Raw genomic sequence first — 21,915 nt, forward strand, 5'->3', positions numbered from 1 at the left:
CTATGACTATTGCTTCTCCAAACGGCTCCAACGCTTCTAATTCACCCGCCTCCAAAGGCGTTAAAGGATTGGAACCGAGACCCGATCGCAACACGCTCAACGGACAAGAAGCCAAACTGCACCCGCCATCTGAGGTGAGTAACGACGAAATGATGGAAGCCGTGCGAACCATGCTGCTGGGCGTGGGCGAAGATCCAGAACGTGAAGGACTGCTCAAAACGCCTAAACGAGTAGCCGAAGCGATGCGCTTTCTCACCAGTGGCTATGATCAATCGCTCGAAGATCTGGTCAACGGTGCCATTTTTGATGAGGGGCACAATGAGATGGTGCTGGTGCGAGACATCAACTTTTTTAGCCTCTGTGAGCATCACATGCTGCCGTTTATGGGTCGGGCGCACGTTGCTTACATTCCCAACCAAAAGGTAGTTGGCTTGAGCAAGCTGGCCCGGATTGTAGAAATGTATTCTCGCCGTTTGCAGGTTCAAGAACGGCTAACGAGACAGGTGGCGGAGGCGATTCAAGAAGTTTTGGAGCCGAGAGGTGTGGCGGTTGTCATGGAGGCCACTCACATGTGTATGGTGATGCGTGGCGTTCAAAAACCAGGCTCTTGGACAGTAACCAGTGCGATGGTGGGTGCTTTTCAGGATGATCAAAAGACTCGTGAAGAGTATCTCAATCTGATTCGCCATCAGCCGTCTTTTTGGTAGTTTTTGGGTAGTTTCAGCCGTTTGCTCACGATCGTGGCTCAACGTGAACTTAAAGTCAGTTTTGAGCAACTTTTTCGCCTCGTTTGCAGATCCGGGAACGCCTCCTAAATCCCCCAGAATCAGCAGCTTGGGGGCAGAAGATCTGACCAACGCAGCGAGGGAGCTTAACCAAATTCACGCTGCTCTAAACGGATAGTCAAAAATTCACTCGGTTTTTTAGTTCACGATCGCAAACAAAATTTTGGCTACTGCTTGCGACTTTTTAGCCGATCGAATAGTTTTGCAACTTGCTCCAGGTTTTTATCGCCTGGGGCTTTTTCTATGCCGCTAGACAAGTCAATCCCATCGGGACGGGCGAGACTCAAGGCGTGGATCACATTATCGGGGGTGAGTCCGCCAGCCAGCAGCCAGGGACAACCAGGACGAAAGTTTTGCAGCGCTGACCAATCCAACGTTTCGCCTGTGCCGCCTGGCAGGTTGGGGTGGTAAGCATCCAGCAAGAGCGCATCGACCCAATTTTCATAAAAGTCTGCCTGACTCAAAGCTGCGGACGTTTTGACTCTTAGCGCTTTGATGATTTCGATCGCAGGCAAAGCCATCCGCAACTGATCGCAAAAAGCAGGCGACTCGGTGCCATGAAGCTGGACGCTGGTCAAACGAGCGATCGCAACAACGCTGCAAATTTCCTCAAGCGATGCATCCAAAAAGACTCCCACTCGATCGACCGATTTGCCCGTGACCGGATCGATCGGCAACTGATCCGCAATGGTGCAAATCTGCTCTGGCAAAACGTAGCGCGGGGTGCCCAAAACGCAGATAAACCCTAGCGAAGAAGCGCCCAGATTGGCGATCGCGCTCCCCTGGTCTGGCTGGGTGATGCCACAAATTTTGACTCGTAAACTCATTGAATCGCTCGTTAAGTATTTCTAAATGTTTCAGAGTATTTAAGTTTTGAATCCGGATCAACTTAAAACTCAAAACGCAAAAGTCGAACCCCTATAATCCTCTGTGTTCGTCCCAGTTTATCAATCAGGAGAGAACCTTTAATGAATACTGCTTTATTCGCCGTTGCAACCGCCCGTACGATCGAGTGGTCTCCCGCCGTCGGCATTACCATGAGTCTTTGCTGTTTGTTTGCGGTGGCGATCGGGCGCTATGCGATCCAAAATCGCGGAGTTGGCCCCAAATTACCCCTCAAAGAGCCTGCCCTATTTGAAGGCTTTGGACTCCCCGAACTTCTCGCCACTATGAGCTTTGGACACGTTTTGGGAGCAGGTGTCATTCTCGGCTTGAGCAACGCGGGCGTTCTTTAGAAGGGATGAGGGAGAACTTCGATGATCTGTTCCCCCTTTGGGGGTAATCCGCTGCGCAAGGAGGGAGAACTTCGTTCCGCTTCGCGAGGAGGGATGTAGCCATTCAAGGTGCTATTCATTTTGTGCAGAAATGATTTGTGCGGCAATTAGAGGATGTTTGAAAAGTGCGATCGTGGGTAGCAGACCCTGCGAAATCTCTCTAGATTTCCTGAGCAAAGGTAAGTTCAAACCTCGCGCACTTACAAATAGGTTGCGGCTGGATTTCCGACCGCTTGATCAAGATAAAACTCCTGAATTGATGTGCCAGATAGAACTGCTGTAGTGTTTACCGCCCCTCATCCCTCCTCCTTCCTCCCTCATCCCTTCCTCTCGTCATTTATGCTGGAGGTAGATACCCTACAGACGAGGCAGAGGACAGGTCATGCAGACTGGCAAGCGGGTCGGCACTCTTTTCGGCATTCCGCTTTTAATCGATACATCCTGGTTTTTTGTGCTGATCTTGTTCTCGACCGGATACGCACTGTCCTGGCAGTCTGAATATCCTGGTTGGCAGTCTACGATCGCCTGGGCAACCGGAATCAGTATGGCACTGCTATTTTTTGCTTCTGTGTTGCTGCATGAGTTGGGTCACAGTCTGGTCGCAAAGTCTCAAGGAATTCAAGTTAAGTCAATTACGTTATTCTTTTTTGGCGGGGTTGCCACGATCGAACAAGAACCCAAGACTCCTGGTAAAGCGTTTCAGGTGGCAATTGCTGGCCCGGCGGTCAGTTTAGCTCTCTTCTTACTTCTGAGCTTGCTGGTTTCTCAACTGCCTCAACTGGATAGTCCGCTGCGGGTTTTAGCCAATCAACTGGCAGGTGTCAATCTCGTTCTACTAATCTTCAACATGCTTCCTGGCTTGCCTTTAGATGGGGGTCAAGTTCTCAAAGCAGCGATTTGGAAGCTAACGGGCAGTCAGGCAAAAGGCACTCAATGGGCCGCAAAAGCAGGCAAAACGTTAGGCGGGTTGGCAATTACTCTGGGCGCGATCGAAGTCGCAGGACTCAGCGCTGCCCTCGGCTTACCTTCTCTAGGTGGACTGTGGCTGATTCTCATTGGCTGGTTTATTATTCAGAATGCTAGTTCCTACGATCGGTTGACGCACGTTCAAGAAGCTCTGCTCAAAATCAAAGCGCAAGAGGCGATGACACGAGAATTTCGAGTCGTAGATGCCAACTTAAAGCTGAGACAATTTGCAGATGACTACCTGTTGGAAACAAGTCGCGCTCCGGTCTACTTTGCCGCGTCTGACGGACGATATCGAGGACTGATCGCTGTCGATGCCCTGCAAACCGTCGAGCGTAGCCAATGGGAAACTCAGACGTTACTCAGTATTGTGCAGCCCCTAAACGAAGTGCCGACCGTTCAGGAAGCAACCTCGTTGATTGAGGTAATCCGCTTAATGGAAACGAGTGAGATTCCTCGAATTACCGTTTTGTCACCTGCGGGCGCGGTGTCGGGAGTCATCGATCGAGGTGACATCGTGCGATCCCTAGCTCAAAAAATGAATCTACCCATTTCTGATGCAGCGATCAAGCAGATCAAAGAAGAAGGCAGTTACCCACCCGGATTGCAGCTAGGGGCGATCGCTCAAGCGGCTGAGTTAAAGAAATAAAGCGCTCAAGAAAGTCTCAACCCCTCTAACCCCTAATTCCTAAGAGTTCCTATAATGGTCGGGCGATTGGCTTTCCAGGAGGTTCTAGTCATGCCCAATTCTCAGGTTTATCGGATTCTTTCTCTGAGTGGAGGGGGTGTCCGAGGGTTGATCACTGCTGTCTGGCTTAACCGTTTAGAGCAAAAACTGGGAAGGCCGATCGGACAGCTTTTTGATTTAATTGCAGGCACCTCAACCGGATCGCTGATTGCCTGTGCCTTATCAATGGGGATGAAAACTGAGACGATCGTTAAGATTTACCGCGATCGGGCCCAGGAGATTTTTCCAAATCCAGCGTCTCGCTTGTGGAGTCGGTTTGGTCGTACTTTTGACCAGGGGTTAGATGCTCCTCGCTATGAGAGCAAAGGGCTAGAACTGGTTTTAAGAAGCGTTTTTGGCGATGCTCGATTTGGCGATTTACGAGTGCCGACTTTGGTGACAAGCTACAATCTCGCCAGCCGTGAAGCGCTCGTGTTCAAAACGATTCCCAATGCTGGCTCACAGGTTTTAGCAGACACGTACCGAAAATATAATTCCTTTCCAGTTTGGGAGATTTGCAAAGCCTCCTCGTCTGCACCCGTGTACTTTCCGGCTCACATCACTCAGATTGACGGGCGATCGGTGCCTTTAGTTGACGGCGGCGTGGTGGCTAACAACCCAACTGCCTGTGCGATCGCAGAAGGCGTGAGAATTAATGATGCGCGATCAGGTGATCAAAGAATTTCGCTAGAAAATTTTGTGGTGGCCTCCTTTGGCACAGGTCAAAGCAGCCGTCCAATTACGATCCGAGAATCGCAGGAGTGGGGCGCTCTGGAGTGGGCAATTCCGCTGATCGATGTGCTGTTTGATGGGTCAGCAGACGCGGTTGACTATATTGCTCGTCAGATCTTGCCAGACAATAACTATTTCCGATTTCAAACTCCCCTCGATAAGGCCTACGACGACATTGATCGCGCTGACACCACCAACCTCAATGCCCTGATCGGTGTGGCTCAAGACTATCTCGATCGAGAGGGCGACGCACTCTTAGATAAGCTGATCGTTTCCCTCAATCCCTAGAGACTCTCGTTAGTCTGCCCGTTCGGGAACCCGTACAAGGGAGAAAGTTGCTTTGCGGGTCAACCTTCGGTAAATTAGCACTCAGGAGTCGAGAGTGCTAACTCAACGCTCAAAGTCATGTAGACTTGGATATAGGGAGGAAGAATGAGGGATGAGGGATGAAGTAGATTCGTCGCTCGTAGCTGAATGGCAGTGCAGAGCTAACCACAAGCGAATCAAGCAAAATTCGTAGCTCACTTGATATTATTCATCCCTCATCCCTCCTTGCGAAAGCGGGGCAAAGCCCTCCCTCATCCCTTAACTTGTTCCTCATTTAGATAGTTTGGAGAATTTATATGGCAGCCGTATCTCTGAGCGTGTCCACTGTCAAACCTTTGGGCGATCGCGTCTTCGTTAAGGTCAGTGCCGCAGAAGAAAAGACCGCAGGTGGCATCTTGTTGCCCGACAACGCAAAAGAAAAGCCCCAAGTCGGCGAGATCGTTGCTGTTGGCCCCGGCAAGCGCAGCGATGATGGATCTCGTCAAGAGCCAGAAGTCAAACTGGGTGACAAAGTTCTCTACTCAAAGTACGCCGGAACCGATATCAAACTCGGCACCGAAGAGTATGTTTTGTTGTCCGAAAAAGACATTTTGGCAGTCGTTGACTAGCTTTCGGCTGGTTTATCGCCTCAAAACGCTGACTACTCCCCAATCCCACCCACTCACGAGTAACTGAATCATGGCTAAACGCATTATCTACAACGAAAACGCTCGTCGTGCCCTCGAACGCGGAATGGACATCTTGGCCGAAGCGGTTGCTGTGACCCTTGGCCCCAAAGGCCGCAACGTCGTCCTCGAAAAGAAGTTTGGCGCACCCCAAATCGTTAATGACGGTGTGACGATCGCCAAAGAAATCGAACTCGAAGACCACGTTGAAAACACTGGCGTTGCGCTGATTCGTCAAGCCGCTTCTAAAACCAACGACGCAGCAGGCGATGGCACCACTACTGCAACCGTCTTGGCGCACGCAATGGTCAAAGAAGGGCTTCGCAACGTGGCAGCAGGTGCTAATGCGATCGCTCTCAAACGCGGCATCGACAAAGGAATTGGCTTTCTGGTTGAGCGAATTGCTGAACACGCTCGTCCGGTCGAAGACTCGAAGTCGATCGCTCAAGTCGGTGCCATCTCTGCCGGAAACGACGATGAAGTCGGTCAGATGATCGCCAACGCGATGGATAAAGTCGGCAAAGAGGGTGTAATCTCCCTTGAAGAAGGCAAATCGATGACCACCGAACTCGAAGTCACCGAAGGGATGCGCTTTGACAAAGGCTACATCTCTCCTTACTTTGCAACCGACACCGAACGGATGGAAGCCATTCTGGAAGAGCCTTACATCTTGATCACCGACAAGAAGATCAACCTGGTGCAAGATCTCGTTCCTATCCTGGAGCAAGTGGCTCGTTCCGGTCGTCCTCTCGTCATCATTGCAGAAGACATCGAGAAAGAAGCGCTGGCTACCTTAGTTGTGAACCGTCTACGCGGTGTATTGAACGTGGCTGCTGTCAAAGCTCCTGGGTTTGGCGATCGCCGTAAAGCGATGCTCGAAGACATTGCCGTTCTCACAGGTGGACAACTGATCACCGAAGATGCAGGTCTCAAACTCGATACCGCCAAGTTAGAAAGCCTGGGCAAAGCGCGTCGGATCACGATCACCAAGGATTCGACCACGATCGTTGCTGAAGGGAACGAAGCGCAAGTCAAGTCTCGCGTCGAGCAAATTCGTCGTCAGATGGAAGAAACCGATTCTTCCTATGACAAAGAAAAGCTGCAAGAGCGTCTGGCGAAACTCGCGGGTGGCGTTGCCGTGATCAAAGTGGGCGCAGCGACCGAAACCGAAATGAAGGATCGCAAACTGCGTCTCGAAGATGCGATCAACGCGACCAAAGCAGCCGTCGAAGAAGGCATCGTTCCGGGTGGTGGCACCACATTGGCTCACCTCTCTCCCGAACTCGAAACCTGGGCTAACACCAGCCTCAAGGACGAGGAACTCACAGGCGCGCTGATTGTGGCTCGTTCTCTCTCGGCTCCTCTCAAGCGGATTGCTGAAAACGCAGGTCAAAACGGTGCGGTGATTGCTGAGAAAGTGCGCGAGAAGGAATTCAACGTGGGCTTTAATGCAGCGACCAATGAGTATGTAGACATGTTTGAAGCGGGGATTGTTGACCCTGCAAAAGTGACTCGTTCTGCGTTGCAAAATGCGGCTTCGATCGCGGGCATGGTTCTCACAACTGAGTGCATTGTCGTTGACAAGCCTGAACCCAAAGATGGCGGTGGCGCAGGTGCTGGCGCTGGCATGGGCGGCGGTGGTGACTTCGACTACTAATCGACACCTCTGTTTGAATTGGATTCTAAATTGAGTTGAAAAGGGGCGATCGTTCTTGTGAAACAGGGCGATCGCTTTCTTTTTGGTCGTTTTTTGTTGCGAGTGAGTGCGATCGCTTTCTTTGTAGTCGTTTTTTGTTGTGGGTGGGTGCGATCGTTTATCCTGAAACCAAATACTCTCTTTTACAATCTGCTGATTATGTTGAAGTCACTGAAAATAGAAAACTTCCGAGGCTTTCGATCTTTTGAGCTTCAGCAACTCGGCCGGGTTAATTTGTTGGTTGGTACAAATAACAGTGGGAAAACCTTCATTTTAGAAGCGATTCAACTACTTTGTTTAAGGGCAAATCTCGAACCGCTTGAGAATGTCATGACCAGTCGAGGTGAGGCTTTTCCGATCGATACAAGTAGATCGAGTGGTCGAACAGTACAAAGTCGTGTTCTTGACATCCGCCATCTTTTTTACAACCGTGAAATTGATCTGGATAGCAAACTAGTCATTTCAGGTTTGCGAGATGGCAATGATGAAAACCTAAGTATGGTTATTAAGAGAAGACGCTTGCTTGATGGAAATGATGAGCGCATTAGTGATCGTTTAGAAACATTAGACGACGAACAGACTGAACTTGTTGTTCAATGGTTAAGTGAGCGAGAGAATGAGGAAATCGCAATTAAGAATCGATGGTTTCCACTTTCCACCGATTTGGGTCTGCCTACAGACAATATTCGGCGATCCTCCAAAGACAGTGGTAGTCCACCAATCAACACTCGATTTGTAACTCCTTTCTCACTTCCAGCCGATGAAATGATTGAGATGTTTGAGGATCACGTTGTTTTGAAGCCAGAGGAAGAGATTATCAATAAAGCCCTTAATAACATTGAGCCTAAAATCGAACGAATTGCACCGATAAGTTCTAGAAAAAACACATACTCCAGATTAAATTCGCGGGCTGGTTTTCTTGTAAAACTTTCGGGATCTGATCAGCGTGTACCGATCGGGAGCATGGGCGATGGAATGTGGCGAATGTTAGGACTTGCACTATCGGTTGTCTCTGCAAAAGGAGGCGTTTTACTAGTGGATGAGATCGACACTGGGCTGCATTTCACTGTTATGTCTGATATGTGGAAGCTCATATGGGAAACAGCTAAACGGCTCAACGTTCAAGTTTTTGCAACAACCCATAGTAGTGATTGCTGGACAAGCCTGGCTGAAATTGCAAAGTCCGAAGATGCCAGTGAGCAGGGAATTACAATCCATAGAATTGAACGAGAAAAATCAACCTCTGTTGTATTTGATGAACGTAAAATTGTGGTTGCCGCAAATCGGGAGATTGAGGTGCGTTAGGAATGGCAAGATTGCATAGAAACAAACTCTTGGTCGAAGGAGATCAAGATAAGCGTGTCATTCCTGAACTAATTGAACAAAATGGAATTCATTGGGGAAGTCGTGAAAACCCTACGGTTTACATTGAGGCATATGATGGATATACCCAATTGATTGATCCAATTGAAATATCTACCCAATTAGATTCCTCTGATCTGGTTGCTCTAGGAATTATTGTAGATGCTGATGAGGATGCTGCTCGACGCTGGCAGGCTTTAAGAAACGCTTGTTTTCCCAGTATTTCTGATCTTCCAGAAGAGTTGCCAGAAGCAGGTTTAATTCATCGAGCTTCAAATGGCGTGAATTTCGGAATCTGGATTATGCCAAACAATAGAATCAGCGGAATGTTAGAAACTTTTCTGGCTTTCATGATTCCAGACGATCGAGAAACGCTTTGGCAATATGCTCAAGAAGCTGCTACGGAAGCCAAAAAACGAGGAGCGCCCTACACAGAAACTCAATGTGATAAAGCAAACATTTACTCGTGGTTAGCGTGGCAAGATCCGCCTGGAAGACAACTCCACCAAGCAATTATGCAACGCATTTTGAACCCCAAAATTCTGATGTACAAGCTTTTGTGGAATGGTTTAGAACGTTGTACGGTTTGTAGCATTTTGGTCGAAGGCACGATCGCAGCCCTGACTATTCACGATCGCTTGAATTAAAATTCAAAGGGTCAAAAAGGGCGATCGTTCTTGTGAAAGAGGGCGATCGTCTTTTTTAGCGCCTTCTAGATAAAAGCTCTACCCTAATTCCCAATCTAGAGATTTATAACAGACAATTTTCAGCCCAATCACCTACATTAATGAAGTTAGATAGATCAAGTCAGTCTAAACATAAGTTAGGCGGCATTCACATCTACTCAATAACCACCATAAAGGAGCAACATGAAGAAGAAGCATATCGGTATCACCTCAACGGTCATCGCGGCGGCAAGCTTCATTCTGACGATTGCGTCCGCTCATGCTCAGCCCGATCAACCAAATCCGGCCACCGCCAGTTCTTACGGCATGACCCCCGGCCGACTCGTGGCCAGCTCGGCCGCCGTGCTGGGGCTGGTCGGCGTGGTCATCGGTGGGCTGGCTCTGGTTCGTCCCGCCGGTCGTTTCGGCACCGCCTCCGGGCGACTCGGAGTCATCGTCGCCCTCGCCGCGGGGCTGATCAGCATGGCCGTCGGTGGGCTAGTTGTGGCTACCTCTCCCGGCGGATTCGGTACCGGAGGCGGGCTAGCCGGGGCTATCGTGGCCGTGGTGGCCTGATCGCCACGGCCGTCGGAGGGCTGGCTCTGGCCCGATCCCGCCGCACCGGCTGACACGCCATGGTGCCGGGTCAGTGCCCGTGTTGTGGTTCCTAGGCGTGTTCCGACGGGCGAAGGGGCAGGGATCCGCCCGCGGCGGCTCGCTCGTGGATCGACACTGCCGCCTAACAAGTTGCAGCGGACGGCGCGTTATACTGCACACGATGGCGAGTTCTTTAAGAAGAGGAACAAAAACTATGGCCCACTCGATTCGCTGCAATTGTGGCAAACTCAAGGGCACTCTCCACCGCAATGACTATGTAAATAGATGCGTGTGTTACTGTGCTGATTGCCAAGCCTTCGCCCGTTTTCTAAAACGAGAGAATGAAATACTTGATGAAAGAGGTGGTACTAGCATTATTCAGACCATCCCCGCAAATATCGCATTTGACGAAGGCATTGAAAACCTGACATGTATGCGTCTTACTGCGAATGGCTTGCTGCGATGGTATGCTGTTTGTTGTAATACTCCGATCGGAAATACTCCTCCAAACCTCAGTACATCATTCGTTGGTTTAATTCATAACTGCTTGAGTTCAGACCAAAGTTCGTTAGATAGAGCGTTCGGCTCTGTGCGTATGCACGTAAGTACCAAATATGCCATCGGGGAAGATAAGCCAAAATCAACAGGACTTCTATCTAGCACCTTGCGCATCATTGGCATGGTGCTTAAAGCTCGTCTTGATGGTAGCTATAAACGTACACCATTCTTTGTTCTAGAGTCTGGTGCCCCTATAGTTACCCCGAAAGTGCTCAGCGATCAGGAGTTGAAGGTCGTAATGGATGCCGTGTAACAATCCGCTTGCACACCGATCGTATAGGGTTTCTTTGTTGAGTCCGAGAGTTTACTAGCGGCGGGTGAAGCGGAACGTTATGCGACACAAAGTGAGCTTGTATCATGTCTAAAGGGGAAACGCAGGCAAGAATTATCCATGAGTTTACGAGGATTCGCTTCGTTCATCAAAGAGAACTACTTATGACCACCTATTCAAAGCTCGTTCGCCTCGGTGCCATGGCTTGGATACTCGGCACTGTTCAGTTTTTCGTATTTCACATTGTTGTTGAACTTGCTTGGACTAAGCCATACAGTTGGGCGCATAACAATATCAGCGATCTTGGTAACGTCAATTGTGGAGCATGGGGTGATGACGGAAGATACGTTTGCTCGCCTCTACACGGTTGGATGAACGCCTCGTTTGTGATCCAGGGTGTCTTGCTCATAATCGGCTTGCTGTTGACAAGATCTCGTTGGCGTAGTTTCTTGACGAAAAGCTCTCTCATTTTTATTTTGCTGGCTGGACTTGGATGGGTTTTGGTGGGGATGGCACCAGCGGATTTGGACGAGAGCCTTCACATACTAGGGGCATTGCTCGTCTTCTTTTGTGGAAACCTCGGACTTATTTTCGCTGATAGCTTACTGAGAAAGAACATGTTGCCAACAGTCCGCACCTATTCCCGTCCTTTGGGAGCGATTGGGCTTGTTGCCACGGCTCTATTTCTGGGTCAAATTCACTTTGTTTTCGGGCAGGGCGGTATGGAAAGATTCGCTGTTTTTCCTCTACAAATTTGGAGCGCCTGGATCGGAGTTTACTTATGGCGAACCTTTGAAAAGGAAAATGCAGTTCATCCAAGCGACGATTTAAGGTAACTACTCAGGGTTAAATTGCTATAAGTCAAACAGCCGTCGCATAACAACTGCGTTGCAGCGGCAGAATAAAGAGGGTTGGTGGGAATTCAAGATTACTCACCGCCGCTGAACGCAACCTTTTTACTGCCATGTGCGGATGGGTGGCGTTGTCATACTTTCAGAATATGAAGTCATACATCATTGCTCAGGTTCATATGAGAGCAGAAGCCGATGGCGGGAGGCACTGTGAGTTTCTGGTTGGTTATGCACCGCATCTTGTTGTGCCACCTGATTCTACTTACCTCGGTGTTCGTGTTTTCGAGATTGAAGATTCTGACGGTTATAGAGTTGTTTACCCAGGTAGAACCGCAAAAATACTTTTCCAATTGATGTATTATCCAAGAGTTGATTACTCTGCCTTTGTCAAAGACGCTAAATTCAATATTCAGGAAGGGCCGCACATCGTAGGAACAGGTCGAGTACTCGAACGTAAATAGCAGCAGAACAGAGCGCTGTACCCGAATCTCACAACCTGTACTTCTTCGCTCGTGCCTCACTTGGTCTTGAGATCTTCTTGAAACTCAGCTACATTATAGTGGACACAGACGCTTCGATCGTCCAGGAGTTTTTGAAACTGCATTCCCATCAATTCGCTAGATTTTCCCAAACTGATTTTGTCTTGACGAAAAAGATAAGTACAATCTCCAAGGAACGATCGCGCTCAATTTTGTGGTTGAGAAGCTAATAGGGACTTAATTTTCTTCAACACCTTCTCTTGTTCGCTTTTAAGTTCTTCTAATTGCTCGATCGCATCTTTAAGCTGTTCTTTAGAAGTTTGTTTTCTGCCTTCTAACGATCGTATTGAGAAAGGTTTCAATATCAGTGTGCCCAGCCAGTAGATTAGTTTGATGGGTGCCTGAAGGACAATTAGCCAGAGCCGTTCGGTAAGACGAGCAATTAGATTCAGCAGTCCCCAAAATAGAAAAAATGCCAATACAACGAGTCCCAAGACCCAGAGGGGATGAGCAACCATCCAGGCAGTGATTGGATGAGCTTCGAGCCAGTTTTGAATAGAGAGACCGATCGAGTTTTGCAGGTTTGTCGCGATCGCATCACTTAAATTTGTCAGGGGTGAATTCATAACCTCAGAACTCCTGTTTTTGATGAAAATAGGCGATCGTTCAACACTCTAACTCATTAAACAGCTCACTCACACTTGAGGCAAATAGGAAAGACCTACAGCGCTCAATACCAAAGCGAAAAAACTCTATCGAGTTTACGCTAAAATCAAAGAATCTTCAATCGTATTGACATGCCTGCAAGATATCTTTACCACGATGCAGTCAAAAATGCATTAATTAAAGATGGGTGGACAATTACAGCCGACCCTTATTTGATCAAATATGAAGATGCTGAATTGTATGCTGACTTAGCAGCAGAAAGACCGATTGCTTCGCAGTTCCCTGAAGGGGTAATCGCCGCGCAGAGAGATTCACAAAAAATTGTGGTTGAGGTCAAGAGTTTTGTGGGACGATCGCCAATGTACGATTTTCATGCAGCGCTGGGCCAGTACATTGTCTACCGTAATTTAATTCAACTAACGGAACCTGAATACACACTTTATTTAGCCATTGATGATGTTGTTTACGAGAAGTTTTTTCAACGTAAATCTGTGCAAGCTGTGGTTAATAGCAACCAGCTTTTTTTGCTGGTAATCAACATTGAAGAAGAAGAGATTGTGCAATGGACAAAATAGAACACTATCGCAGAATTATTACAAAAATTTTGACAGACTATCATCAAATGATGAAGCTTTCTGATTCTGATGTAGAAAGTCTGCTTGCTCTGGATGATCAACGCGACCAATATTTGTGGTTTCGATCAGGCTGGGAAGGGAAAAAACATGTTCAATACATTGTGATATATCTTCGTATTAAGAATAACAAGATTTGGGTTGAAGAAGATATGACGGATCTATGTGTTGTAGATGATTTGTTAGAGGCAGGAGTGCCAAAAAGCGATATTGTTTTGGGCTTTCAACCACCGAGTAAGCGATCGTTGACCGAGTTTGCGATCGCATAGACCAGCCACTTCAAATAGAGGGAGGCTCGATCGAACGCCTGAAATTTTACCTGACTCAGAAACAAGTTTGATGAAGTCATCGCCCCGAACTCACTGCACGGGGCAAACGCATCTAAAGCTTAAATTGGGCTTTCGAGTCTGACGAGCTAATGGATCTATTGAGCAGCCGTCGATTACCTCTACTACAACACCGACCAACTTTGACAGTTCGCTCCAACAGAATTACTATACTGCGTGAACCGTGTAGGTCACCTCTAGACTTTCATTTCAGCAAATTTTTCCTATGCTACCCTCTGTTAAAGCTGTTTGTGCTTTGCAATTATGGTTTTGCCCCCTGTCTCACCACGCCCAGATAAGCTACCCCTGAATGATCCTAACTTCTCATGGGATCGGTTCGAGTCGTTCTGCCTTGATTTCATATCTAAACTTCCTGAAACAAAAAACTGTCATCGCTATGGAACGCAAGGAGACCCTCAAAAAGGAATTGATATACTTGCTGATTTAGAAAATGGACAGAAGTGGGCATTTCAGTGCAAGCAATATGAAAAGTATATAGAGAGTAAAGCTAGAAAAGCTATTCAAAAAGCCACATATCATGCTGATCGATATATCTTGTTACTAAGTTGTGAAGCAACTGCTAGAGTGCGAGATGTCGTAAGTAATACTCCAACTTGGGATGTGTGGGACGTACAGGATATTTCTCAAAAAATAAGGAATTTCCCTCAGGAAACTTCTTATAGTCTGATTAATGCTCACTTTGGTTCTGTATGGGGTAAAGAGTTCTTGGGGCTTGCAGAATCTACTGAGTTCATTTCAGTAAATCAATTCAACAACCAAACGTCACTTCTCTTAAGAAAAATACGAGAGGCTTTTGAGAAAGATCTATTGGCTCTAAGGAGTAATTCTGGTCATCCTAATGGCATTGTTCTATCAAAACTAGCCCATTTAGCTGTCGAAGAAGAAGGAGATTTCGATATTGCCATAGAAGCTTTTATGTCTCTTCTTCGTTTAGCTCATGAAGTCAGAGAAAAAGGACTGACAGGTTATGTATCTGGTGAGAAAAGTGCTAGCAAGCTAGTGATTCAACCAGTCAGCGCCACATTGCAGTCTGCAAATATTACTAATTCAGCTATCAAAGTTCTAAAACTATTCGCAAGAACTGATTATGGATTACTAAGACGAGCAAATGAACGTGCGAGGTTGTATTCGCTCATAGGTGATTCCCAGTTTTCTCAACTCTCAAATTACTCTCAGATTCCATATGGATCTTTTGGTGCTGTCAATACCATCTGGAATGCTACATGCTTGGATCTTTATGCTGTAGGCATGAAATTAGAGGCAAAAGAAATAACCAGACTTATGTATGACACTTTATTGGGGTTAGCCTTTGTAGCTCGCACGCAAGGAATTATCCTTCCAGAGCCACCCAAAATGATATATAAGACTATTAGTGGTGAGCGATGGATAGCAGCAGATCAACATAAAGATTTACTTCCAATTGTTTCACTAGCGAATGCAATTGCAACACTACCTATTGAACTGTTTAGCTATGCTCTTGAGTCTTTTAGATACTTCACTGGCATAATGCCTCCTCAAAAGATTAGTGAAAATGATAAGAAGCTTGCAGATGAGCTTGAAGTAATAAAGAGATGGGCTGTCATACCAGGTTTGGCAATGGTGTGCGGTATTTCGCTTAAAACGCAGCAAGATTTGGAAGCCTTTAATAACGAGCTTCAAGCAGTGCACATATCTGGAAATCAGATTAGTGTAAAGCTCGTTGAGTATCTTTTGACGGAACGTACTTTGGCATTGAAGGAGAATGCGTGGCTCGGTTTTGATCCTTTGCTAGTAGTTAACAAATTACTCTCTCTGTCATAAACCATTTGTTTTACAACTTAAAACGCTCAAACGGCTTCAGGCTACGCCTTAGCTCAGATGTTTAGCCATTTTGACGTGTTTAAGCTTTTCCAGGCTCCAACTCACGTAAGCCATCTTATTTGAATGGATAACTTTTTGGAGGATTGGGTGATACATCAGAAGCCGCACTCAAATTTTGACGCAAGCATCCCAAACTCACTGCAAAAATTACTTGACTTTTACAGAGAAATTCTTGTACTCTCACTGGTTAAGTTGCCTTGCGTGAAGTGTTCGGCAACCGGATACCCAAAAACTCTAGTCGTCGCCGCTCAAAGCTGTTGGTCGCAGCAGAGAACGGCTAACCCTCAAGCTGCATAACACCAGCGTGGAGGCTAATGGAGAATCATAGCATTCCTCCTAGTCATCCTGCTTTGTCCTGCTTGTGGGATGGCTAGGTTTTTGGGCCTTCCTGCATCCCAAAATTTAGGAGAAGCCCCAAATGTCTGACAATCTGCGTGATTTTCTGTCTGACGACGAGCCGCCGACTAGTTATGAAAAGGTGAGAATTTTGATCATCGGCTTTCCAGCAGGGGTCACCGAAACGATTCACACGCTGTACAGTCTCAGTTTTGCCGAAGTGAATGATTGGAGTCCGCTATTACCCGCGCCCAGACCGGGAGAAGTAATGAGCATTTTGACGCGCGATCGACATAGGAGGGATGAGGGATGAGGGATGAGGGATGAGGGATGAGGGATGAGGGATGAGGGATGAAATTTTTATTGATTCATCAGTGCCAATAGCGAAAATCTGGTATCGCTGAATCACGGGATGAATCGCCTCATAGCCTTGCAATGCTTAGAACCAAACGTTTCAAAGTCCCCCAAAATGGGGGATTTAGGGGGCGAGAGGATTGGCAATCTTCACAGATTTCTCTCCAATCAGCAACGCCAAGTTCTAATCTTCCTTTCATCCCTCATCCCTCATCCCTAAAAAAATCGCCCCTCCAAGACTTTCATCTCAAACGGGCGAAATAACCATGACGTTTGACCTTTTAGAGACGCAAAAGCTCAAATTTGAGCCTTCACGGTTGCCCGATGCAACACTTAACGAGCGATCGCAACGCTTAACTGACCCACGATCGCATCCGCATTTTTGCGTGCGTCGCCAAACAGCATTTGGGCGTTCTCTTTATAGAACAGTGGGTTTTCCACGCCTGCGTAGCCACTGGCCATACTGCGTTTCATCACAATCACAGTTTTGGCCTTCCAAACTTCCAAGACGGGCATTCCTGCGATCGGGCTTCCCGGATCTTCCATCGCGCTCGGATTCACGGTATCGTTTGCCCCAATCACCAACACCACATCGGTTTCAGGAAAATCTTCGTTAATTTCATCCATTTCTAACACGATGTCATAGGGCACATTCGCCTCAGCCAGCAAGACGTTCATGTGTCCCGGCAGACGACCCGCTACGGGGTGAATCCCAAACCGCACCTTGATGCCTTGATCGCGCAACTCTTTAGTGATTTCAGCGATCGGGTGTTGAGCCTGAGCGACGGCCATTCCGTAACCGGGGACGATGATCACACTTTTAGCGTTTTCCAGCAGTTCCACCGCGCCCTCAGTGGTAATCGATTTGGCTTCACCCACAGGTTCACTGCTTTTTGCCGCACTCGATCCCGTCGCCCCAAACCCACCGAGAATGACACTGATAAACGATCGATTCATCGCCTTACACATGATGTAGCTGAGAATCGCGCCACTGCTGCCGACCAACGCTCCTGTGATGATCAGCAAATCATTTGAGAGCATGAAGCCTGCCGCCGCCGCCGCCCAACCCGAATAGCTGTTGAGCATCGAAATCACCACGGGCATATCTGCACCCCCGATGCCCATCACGAGATGAATTCCCAGGAGACAAGCGATCGCGGTCATCACTAACAACGGCTGCAATCCCGCCCCGTTCATGAATTGGAATCCTAGCCAGCCACAAGCGCCCAACATCGCCAAATTCAAAAAGTGACGCGCCGGAAGCATCAGAGGTTTGCTGCTGAGAATGCCGCGCAGTTTGCCAAAGGCGACGATCGACCCGGTGAAAGTAATCGCTCCAATAAACACCCCAATAAAAATTTCGATCTCGTGAATCGTTGCTTCGACCCCGGTGAGAGACTGCGGACTGAGATAATTTCCGATGCCAACCAGAACGGCTGCCATTCCGACAAAACTGTGCAGCATGGCCACCAGCTCAGGCATTTCGGTCATAGCGACTCGTGCCGCTAAAATCGCTCCGATGATGGCTCCAGGAACGATCGCCCCCGCTAACACACCGTAGCCTGACACATCGTTTCTCAAAGCCGTCGCAATGAACGCAAGCAGCATTCCCAAAATGCCAAACAGGTTGCCTTTTTGAGCGCTTTCCTGATTAGAAAGTCCACCCAGACTGAGAATAAACAAGCCACTCGCCGCAATATAAGCGACCGTTGAAATGCTTTCTGACATGGGGTTTCTCTCTATTTTTGAAACATTTTTAGCATTCGTTGAGTCACCAAAAATCCGCCTGCGATGTTGATGCTGCCGATCAGAATGGCGATCGCCCCCAAAATCGTCGTCGCAGAGGTCAGTGGGCCAGAAATTTGCAGCATTCCACCGATAATAATGATGCCGCTGATTGCATTGGTCACACTCATCAAAGGTGTATGCAGCGCGGGTTTCACATTCCAGATCACCTGCCAGCCAATAAAACAAGCCAGCACAAACACTGTGAAGTGGGATAGAAACGAGGGCGGCGCACTGATGCCAATTCCGACCAAAACAGCCCCGATCAGAACTGGCCAAATCCAGGTGTTCTTTTTCTTAGGCTGGGCCGGCTGAACGGCAGACATTTCTTTAGGAGCAGGTTTCGCGGTTTCTACAGGCGCAGGTGGCTTTGGCGGGGGATAGGTGATTTCGCCTTCATGAACGACTAATGCACCGCGCACCACTTCATCATTGAGATCCACTCGATAATTGTCATTTCTGCCCATATCGTCGAGCAGGTGACACAAATTTTTGCCGTAAAGCTGACTGGCTTGGTTGGCCATGCGACTCGGCAGATCGGTCAAGCCAACGATCGTCACTCCGCTGTAGCGATAAATTTCTCCCGGCTTGGTGACTTCACAGTTTCCACCCTGCTCGGCTGCCATATCCACGATCACAGAGCCTTCTTTCATGCTCTCGACCATCGCAGTCGTGATCAATTTTGGCGCAGGTCTCCCTGGAATCAACGCCGTCGTAATAATGATGTCTACTTCTTGGGCTTGAGCGGCAAATAAATCCATCTCAGCTTTGATAAATTCGGGACTCATCACCTTGGCATAGCCGCCCGCTCCGTTGCCGTCTTCCTCAAAATCCAGTTCGAGAAACTCAGCACCCAAACTTTCAACCTGTTCTTTCACGACAGGACGAGTATCAAACGCCCGAACGATCGCCCCCAATCCTCGTGCCGTCCCGATCGCTGCCAACCCAGCCACCCCAGCCCCAATCACCATCACCTTCGCAGGAGGCACTTTCCCGGCTGCCGTAATCTGTCCTGTAAAAAATCGCCCAAACTGATTTGCCGCCTCGACGACCGCTCGATATCCCGCAATGTTGGCCATCGAACTCAAGGCATCCAGCTTTTGGGCCCGACTAATCCGAGGCACCGCATCCATCGCGATAGCCGTTGCCTTCCGATCCGCCAGCTTTTGCAACAAATCTGGGTTTTGTGCTGCCCAAATGAAGCTAATTAATGTTCCGCCTTCGCGCAGCAATTCGGTTTCATGCTTGTTCAAAATCGGGTGGTATCCGGGTGCGCGCACCTTCAGCACCAAATCTGACTCATTCCACAGCGTCTCAGCGTCAGAAATAATCCGACAATCTGCTTGTTTGTAAGCCTCATCAGGAAAATTTGCACAGTCTCCAGCGCCCGATTCGACCAACACTTCAAAGCCGTACTTTTGCAGAATTTTGGCGGTGTCTGGAGTCGCTGCAACCCGACATTCACCCGCAAAAATTTCTTTTGGAATGCCGATTTTTTTATGGAGTTTTGTTTCAGATATTGACTGATGATCAGATTCAGCTTCTTTTTCGATGGCGATCGTCATGAACCTCTCCTTAAATGAACCAGGGAATCTGCCAAGCTGTCTGCGATCGTTGCTTTCAACCGTTTCTCTTAACCGATAGAAACCACGTTCTTGTTCTTTACAATGAACGAGACTAAGGGACGAAATCCGTTCTTTCAGACGCTCCAATGCTGCCGAGACGCGAGGGCAAGTTTACAGAATCTAGAGAAATCATAGACACATTCAGCATCCTGACTGAGTTCTCTAGAATCAATTCTTATCGTTAACCTGGCTTAAAATTCGGTTTCGTAAGAAATAGAAACTAGAGTCGTAATAGAGCTTCAAACAGTACGAAACTTTTGGAACAATTGGTCATAAATCTGCGCTTACTTTGAAAATATTTCAACTTAAATACATAGATATTCACAAATTAGATATTTATAAAGTTTTTTGATTGCACACAGAAAGTTTGTTTATTCTTTAGAGTTCTAAAAAATCGAGCAATATAGACCCAAACTCCTAGCCTTTTGTCAACTGGATTAAGATATATTTTTTTGTCTTTAAACTAACTCCGTAGATTCCCTGAATGGTGGCTACAGTCCTCACGTATCACTTCATCGCTTCATAACCAAATCCCAGCTTCATTAAAAGCCTGCATGAAGATGCAAGGTCAGGGAGAAAGACATCGGGAAATTGCCGTAGAAGTGATGTAGGTTAATTCACTGATCGAACTAACCCGCTCGCGATCGCCCTTTCCACTTCCCCAGGCAAGGCAAGAAATCGGTTTTTAGAAGCAAAACTACTTCTCTTTGATTCCGAATTCACGATTCACAGCCTGTAGATAGATAGAGTGTCCCTGAAGATTTTCAAGAAGATAGTCCCCAGATTCACTTGAGTCGGATGTGGTAGAAGCTTGCGGAACCCCGACTTGTGTTCCTTAGCCCCGGATGGCGGGAACACTACGACAAAGCAGCTAAAGCAACCGACTGCCCATTTCACCTAGAGCACCCGAAACGAACATGATGCCAGCAACTTCCTTCTACGCTGATGCAGACTACGAAACCTCCCCCAATGAGTTTCGTCCCCCGTCCTATGCTCAGGGCTTTGAAGCAGGTTTCGCCGATCGCGATACAGAACCTGACCTGATCGATTTGGAAATAGAATACGCGGACAGAGTTCGCACTCCAACTCGACGGACGACTGACCTGGTGCGACTATACCTGCAAGAAATTGGTCGCGTTCGGTTGCTGGGGCGAGATGAAGAAGTTTCAGAAGCGCAGAGAGTGCAACGCTACATGCGGCTGCTAGAGGAGCGCAACGAAGCGGCAACCAAGGGTATTGTCCCGATTCAGCGCTATGTGTCCTTGATTGAGGCGCGCGATCGTCTCGCGTCGAGTCTGGGGCATCGTCCCTCTCTAGAGCGTTGGGCGGCGGCAGCCGAGGTGACGGTTCCTGATCTTAAGCCAATCCTGGCAGAAGGTAAGCAGCATTGGGCCAAGCTGGTTGACCTCCCCGTTGAAGAGTTAGAAGACATTCAAAATCAAGGACTGTCTGCAAAAGAGCACATGATCAAGGCCAATTTGCGTCTGGTCGTGTCAGTTGCCAAGAAATACCAAAACCGAGGGCTGGAACTCCTGGATCTGATTCAAGAAGGCACGTTGGGCTTAGAGCGAGCGGTTGAGAAGTTTGATCCCACTAAGGGATACCGCTTTAGCACTTATGCGTACTGGTGGATTCGTCAGGGCATCACACGAGCGATCGCCACTCAAAGCCGAACCATCCGCCTCCCCGTCCACATCACCGAAAAGCTGAACAAAATCAAGAAGGCGCAGCGCAAAATCTCGCAAGAAAAAGGACGCACCGCCAGCATTGAGGACATCGCCACTGAGTTGGAGATGGAGCCAGCCCAAGTGCGAGAAGTCTTGATCCGAGTGCCGCGATCGGTTTCTCTTGAAACCAAAGTCGGCAAAGAGAAAGATACCGAGCTAGGCGATTTGCTCGAAACCGAAGAAGTGTCGCCCGAAGAAACCTTGATGCGTGAGTCGCTGCGCCGTGATTTGCTACAACTGCTGGCAGATCTGACCGATCGCGAACGAGACGTGATTCAAATGCGCTTTGGTTTGGGGAGTGACGGACATCCCTACTCGCTGGCAGAAATCGGTCGAGCCTTAGACCTCTCTCGTGAGCGGGTGCGCCAAATCGAAGCTAAGGCCTTACAAAAACTTCGTCAGCCCAAACGCCGTAATCGGGTGCGTGACTACCTGGAGTCTCTCAGCTAGTCGAGTTTCAAAGGTTCAATCTCTAAGCGTTAATGGTAGGGACGTGGCGATCGCGTCTCTATTTTTTGTCTAGTATTTGTAGAAACGCTGGCTTGCTCGAATTAGCATTTGAAAAGAAATTTAGGCGTTGCTGAACAAAGGGATGAATCAAGTGAGTACGGGTATTGACCAATACTTT

23 protein-coding genes are annotated in these 21,915 nt (G+C 48.1%); 17 read left to right on the plus strand and 6 right to left on the minus strand.

Annotation, left to right across the window (positions count from 1 at the left end; all coding sequences use genetic code 11):
* The first annotated feature begins 2 nt into the window (after positions 1-2).
* On the plus strand, positions 3-707 hold the full coding sequence (folE, locus tag ACJ2PR_RS20110; protein ID WP_446870345.1) for a GTP cyclohydrolase I FolE: 705 nt from the start codon (positions 3-5) through the stop codon (positions 705-707).
* A 245-nt stretch (positions 708-952) separates the two neighbouring features.
* Here folE and ACJ2PR_RS20115 read toward each other — a convergent pair whose 3' ends face one another.
* Positions 953-1,612, minus strand: coding sequence for a phosphoribosylanthranilate isomerase (locus tag ACJ2PR_RS20115; RefSeq protein ID WP_446878297.1), 660 nt, complete (start codon positions 1,610-1,612; stop codon positions 953-955).
* 141 nt (positions 1,613-1,753) lie between these two features.
* Between ACJ2PR_RS20115 and psaK the strand changes: the two genes are divergently transcribed.
* The 11 genes from psaK (at position 1,754) to ACJ2PR_RS20170 (ending at position 11,937) form a co-directional block, all read left to right on the plus strand.
* Positions 1,754-2,020 carry a photosystem I reaction center subunit PsaK gene (psaK, locus tag ACJ2PR_RS20120; RefSeq protein ID WP_446857179.1) on the plus strand — a complete coding sequence of 89 codons (267 nt, stop codon included), beginning with the start codon at positions 1,754-1,756 and terminating at the stop codon, positions 2,018-2,020.
* Positions 2,021-2,441: 421 nt separating this feature from the next.
* Entirely contained in the window at positions 2,442-3,674 is a 1,233-nt protein-coding gene (locus ACJ2PR_RS20125) for a site-2 protease family protein (RefSeq protein ID WP_446878298.1), read from the plus strand.
* Positions 3,675-3,764: 90 nt separating this feature from the next.
* Positions 3,765-4,772 (plus strand): CBASS cGAMP-activated phospholipase, encoded by a 1,008-nt coding sequence (locus tag ACJ2PR_RS20130; protein ID WP_446870348.1) that lies wholly within the window; start codon positions 3,765-3,767, stop codon positions 4,770-4,772.
* A gap of 335 nt (positions 4,773-5,107) precedes the next feature.
* A complete protein-coding gene (groES, locus tag ACJ2PR_RS20135) occupies positions 5,108-5,419 on the plus strand; it encodes a co-chaperone GroES (protein ID WP_446857182.1) in 312 nt (103 codons plus the stop codon).
* Positions 5,420-5,489: 70 nt separating this feature from the next.
* Complete coding sequence (groL, locus tag ACJ2PR_RS20140; RefSeq protein WP_446870349.1) at positions 5,490-7,133, plus strand: chaperonin GroEL; 1,644 nt, start codon at positions 5,490-5,492, stop codon at positions 7,131-7,133.
* A gap of 57 nt (positions 7,134-7,190) precedes the next feature.
* The gene (locus ACJ2PR_RS20145; RefSeq protein ID WP_446878299.1) at positions 7,191-8,477 is read left to right on the plus strand and encodes an AAA family ATPase; all 1,287 of its coding nucleotides are present in this window, start codon (positions 7,191-7,193) and stop codon (positions 8,475-8,477) included.
* Positions 8,478-8,479: 2 nt separating this feature from the next.
* Positions 8,480-9,181 (plus strand): DUF3226 domain-containing protein, encoded by a 702-nt coding sequence (locus ACJ2PR_RS20150; protein ID WP_446878300.1) that lies wholly within the window; start codon positions 8,480-8,482, stop codon positions 9,179-9,181.
* 222 nt (positions 9,182-9,403) lie between these two features.
* Entirely contained in the window at positions 9,404-9,775 is a 372-nt protein-coding gene (locus ACJ2PR_RS20155) for a DUF6223 family protein (RefSeq protein WP_446878301.1), read from the plus strand.
* A 235-nt stretch (positions 9,776-10,010) separates the two neighbouring features.
* A complete protein-coding gene (locus tag ACJ2PR_RS20160) occupies positions 10,011-10,607 on the plus strand; it encodes a DUF6151 family protein (RefSeq protein WP_446870353.1) in 597 nt (198 codons plus the stop codon).
* 182 nt (positions 10,608-10,789) lie between these two features.
* Positions 10,790-11,461: a DUF998 domain-containing protein gene (locus ACJ2PR_RS20165; protein ID WP_446870354.1), complete on the plus strand. Its 672-nt coding sequence runs from the start codon at positions 10,790-10,792 to the stop codon at positions 11,459-11,461.
* A 164-nt stretch (positions 11,462-11,625) separates the two neighbouring features.
* Complete coding sequence (locus ACJ2PR_RS20170; protein ID WP_446870355.1) at positions 11,626-11,937, plus strand: hypothetical protein; 312 nt, start codon at positions 11,626-11,628, stop codon at positions 11,935-11,937.
* A gap of 56 nt (positions 11,938-11,993) precedes the next feature.
* Here ACJ2PR_RS20170 and ACJ2PR_RS20175 read toward each other — a convergent pair whose 3' ends face one another.
* Together ACJ2PR_RS20175 and ACJ2PR_RS20180 are read right to left on the minus strand one after the other, a co-directional pair.
* A complete protein-coding gene (locus ACJ2PR_RS20175; protein ID WP_446878309.1) occupies positions 11,994-12,086 on the minus strand; it encodes a hypothetical protein in 93 nt (30 codons plus the stop codon).
* Positions 12,087-12,161: 75 nt separating this feature from the next.
* Positions 12,162-12,581: a hypothetical protein gene (locus tag ACJ2PR_RS20180; RefSeq protein ID WP_446878302.1), complete on the minus strand. Its 420-nt coding sequence runs from the start codon at positions 12,579-12,581 to the stop codon at positions 12,162-12,164.
* A gap of 171 nt (positions 12,582-12,752) precedes the next feature.
* Here ACJ2PR_RS20180 and ACJ2PR_RS20185 point away from each other — a divergent pair, with 171 nt between their 5' ends.
* Together ACJ2PR_RS20185 and ACJ2PR_RS20190 are read left to right on the plus strand one after the other, a co-directional pair.
* Entirely contained in the window at positions 12,753-13,196 is a 444-nt protein-coding gene (locus tag ACJ2PR_RS20185; protein ID WP_446878303.1) for a XisH family protein, read from the plus strand.
* On the plus strand, positions 13,184-13,522 hold the full coding sequence (locus tag ACJ2PR_RS20190; protein ID WP_446878304.1) for a XisI protein: 339 nt from the start codon (positions 13,184-13,186) through the stop codon (positions 13,520-13,522). Before ACJ2PR_RS20185 ends, ACJ2PR_RS20190 begins: the two co-directional genes overlap by 13 nt.
* Here ACJ2PR_RS20190 and ACJ2PR_RS20195 read toward each other — a convergent pair.
* Entirely contained in the window at positions 13,477-13,602 is a 126-nt protein-coding gene (locus ACJ2PR_RS20195) for a hypothetical protein (RefSeq protein WP_446857192.1), read from the minus strand. The genes ACJ2PR_RS20190 and ACJ2PR_RS20195 overlap by 46 nt on opposite strands.
* Positions 13,603-13,843: 241 nt before the next feature.
* On the opposite strand from ACJ2PR_RS20195, the gene ACJ2PR_RS20200 reads away from it, so the two are divergent.
* Entirely contained in the window at positions 13,844-15,400 is a 1,557-nt protein-coding gene (locus ACJ2PR_RS20200; protein ID WP_446857193.1) for a restriction endonuclease, read from the plus strand.
* A 478-nt stretch (positions 15,401-15,878) separates the two neighbouring features.
* Positions 15,879-16,109: a hypothetical protein gene (locus tag ACJ2PR_RS20205; protein ID WP_446878305.1), complete on the plus strand. Its 231-nt coding sequence runs from the start codon at positions 15,879-15,881 to the stop codon at positions 16,107-16,109.
* 374 nt (positions 16,110-16,483) lie between these two features.
* On the opposite strand, the gene pntB is transcribed toward ACJ2PR_RS20205, so the two are convergent.
* Together pntB and pntA are read right to left on the minus strand one after the other, a co-directional pair.
* A complete protein-coding gene (gene pntB / locus ACJ2PR_RS20210) occupies positions 16,484-17,878 on the minus strand; it encodes a Re/Si-specific NAD(P)(+) transhydrogenase subunit beta (protein ID WP_446878307.1) in 1,395 nt (464 codons plus the stop codon).
* A gap of 11 nt (positions 17,879-17,889) precedes the next feature.
* Entirely contained in the window at positions 17,890-19,500 is a 1,611-nt protein-coding gene (gene pntA, locus ACJ2PR_RS20215) for a Re/Si-specific NAD(P)(+) transhydrogenase subunit alpha (protein ID WP_446878308.1), read from the minus strand.
* Between the two features lie 977 nt (positions 19,501-20,477).
* Here pntA and sigC point away from each other — a divergent pair.
* Complete coding sequence (gene sigC / locus ACJ2PR_RS20220) at positions 20,478-21,737, plus strand: RNA polymerase sigma factor SigC (RefSeq protein ID WP_446875186.1); 1,260 nt, start codon at positions 20,478-20,480, stop codon at positions 21,735-21,737.
* Positions 21,738-21,915: the final 178 nt, after the last annotated feature.

It is taken from the genome of Phormidesmis sp. 146-33 (assembly GCF_052939515.1).

Bases quoted from the DNA above. Each gene is read 5' to 3' on its own strand.
- ACJ2PR_RS20115 (WP_446878297.1), bottom strand. From the start codon at position 1,612: ATGAGTTTACGAGTCAAAATTTGTGGCATCACCCAGCCAGACCAGGGG.
- ACJ2PR_RS20190 (WP_446878304.1), top strand. From the start codon at position 13,184: ATGGACAAAATAGAACACTATCGCAGAATTATTACAAAAATTTTGACA.
- groES (WP_446857182.1), top strand. From the start codon at position 5,108: ATGGCAGCCGTATCTCTGAGCGTGTCCACTGTCAAACCTTTGGGCGAT.
- ACJ2PR_RS20125 (WP_446878298.1), top strand. From the start codon at position 2,442: ATGCAGACTGGCAAGCGGGTCGGCACTCTTTTCGGCATTCCGCTTTTA.
- ACJ2PR_RS20175 (WP_446878309.1), bottom strand. From the start codon at position 12,086: ATGGGAATGCAGTTTCAAAAACTCCTGGACGATCGAAGCGTCTGTGTC.
- pntA (WP_446878308.1), bottom strand. From the start codon at position 19,500: ATGACGATCGCCATCGAAAAAGAAGCTGAATCTGATCATCAGTCAATA.
- ACJ2PR_RS20130 (WP_446870348.1), top strand. From the start codon at position 3,765: ATGCCCAATTCTCAGGTTTATCGGATTCTTTCTCTGAGTGGAGGGGGT.
- folE (WP_446870345.1), top strand. From the start codon at position 3: ATGACTATTGCTTCTCCAAACGGCTCCAACGCTTCTAATTCACCCGCC.
- ACJ2PR_RS20195 (WP_446857192.1), bottom strand. From the start codon at position 13,602: ATGACTTCATCAAACTTGTTTCTGAGTCAGGTAAAATTTCAGGCGTTC.
- pntB (WP_446878307.1), bottom strand. From the start codon at position 17,878: ATGTCAGAAAGCATTTCAACGGTCGCTTATATTGCGGCGAGTGGCTTG.
- ACJ2PR_RS20185 (WP_446878303.1), top strand. From the start codon at position 12,753: ATGCCTGCAAGATATCTTTACCACGATGCAGTCAAAAATGCATTAATT.
- ACJ2PR_RS20150 (WP_446878300.1), top strand. From the start codon at position 8,480: ATGGCAAGATTGCATAGAAACAAACTCTTGGTCGAAGGAGATCAAGAT.
- psaK (WP_446857179.1), top strand. From the start codon at position 1,754: ATGAATACTGCTTTATTCGCCGTTGCAACCGCCCGTACGATCGAGTGG.
- ACJ2PR_RS20180 (WP_446878302.1), bottom strand. From the start codon at position 12,581: ATGAATTCACCCCTGACAAATTTAAGTGATGCGATCGCGACAAACCTG.
- sigC (WP_446875186.1), top strand. From the start codon at position 20,478: ATGATGCCAGCAACTTCCTTCTACGCTGATGCAGACTACGAAACCTCC.
- ACJ2PR_RS20165 (WP_446870354.1), top strand. From the start codon at position 10,790: ATGACCACCTATTCAAAGCTCGTTCGCCTCGGTGCCATGGCTTGGATA.
- groL (WP_446870349.1), top strand. From the start codon at position 5,490: ATGGCTAAACGCATTATCTACAACGAAAACGCTCGTCGTGCCCTCGAA.
- ACJ2PR_RS20155 (WP_446878301.1), top strand. From the start codon at position 9,404: ATGAAGAAGAAGCATATCGGTATCACCTCAACGGTCATCGCGGCGGCA.
- ACJ2PR_RS20170 (WP_446870355.1), top strand. From the start codon at position 11,626: ATGAAGTCATACATCATTGCTCAGGTTCATATGAGAGCAGAAGCCGAT.
- ACJ2PR_RS20200 (WP_446857193.1), top strand. From the start codon at position 13,844: ATGGTTTTGCCCCCTGTCTCACCACGCCCAGATAAGCTACCCCTGAAT.
- ACJ2PR_RS20160 (WP_446870353.1), top strand. From the start codon at position 10,011: ATGGCCCACTCGATTCGCTGCAATTGTGGCAAACTCAAGGGCACTCTC.
- ACJ2PR_RS20205 (WP_446878305.1), top strand. From the start codon at position 15,879: ATGTCTGACAATCTGCGTGATTTTCTGTCTGACGACGAGCCGCCGACT.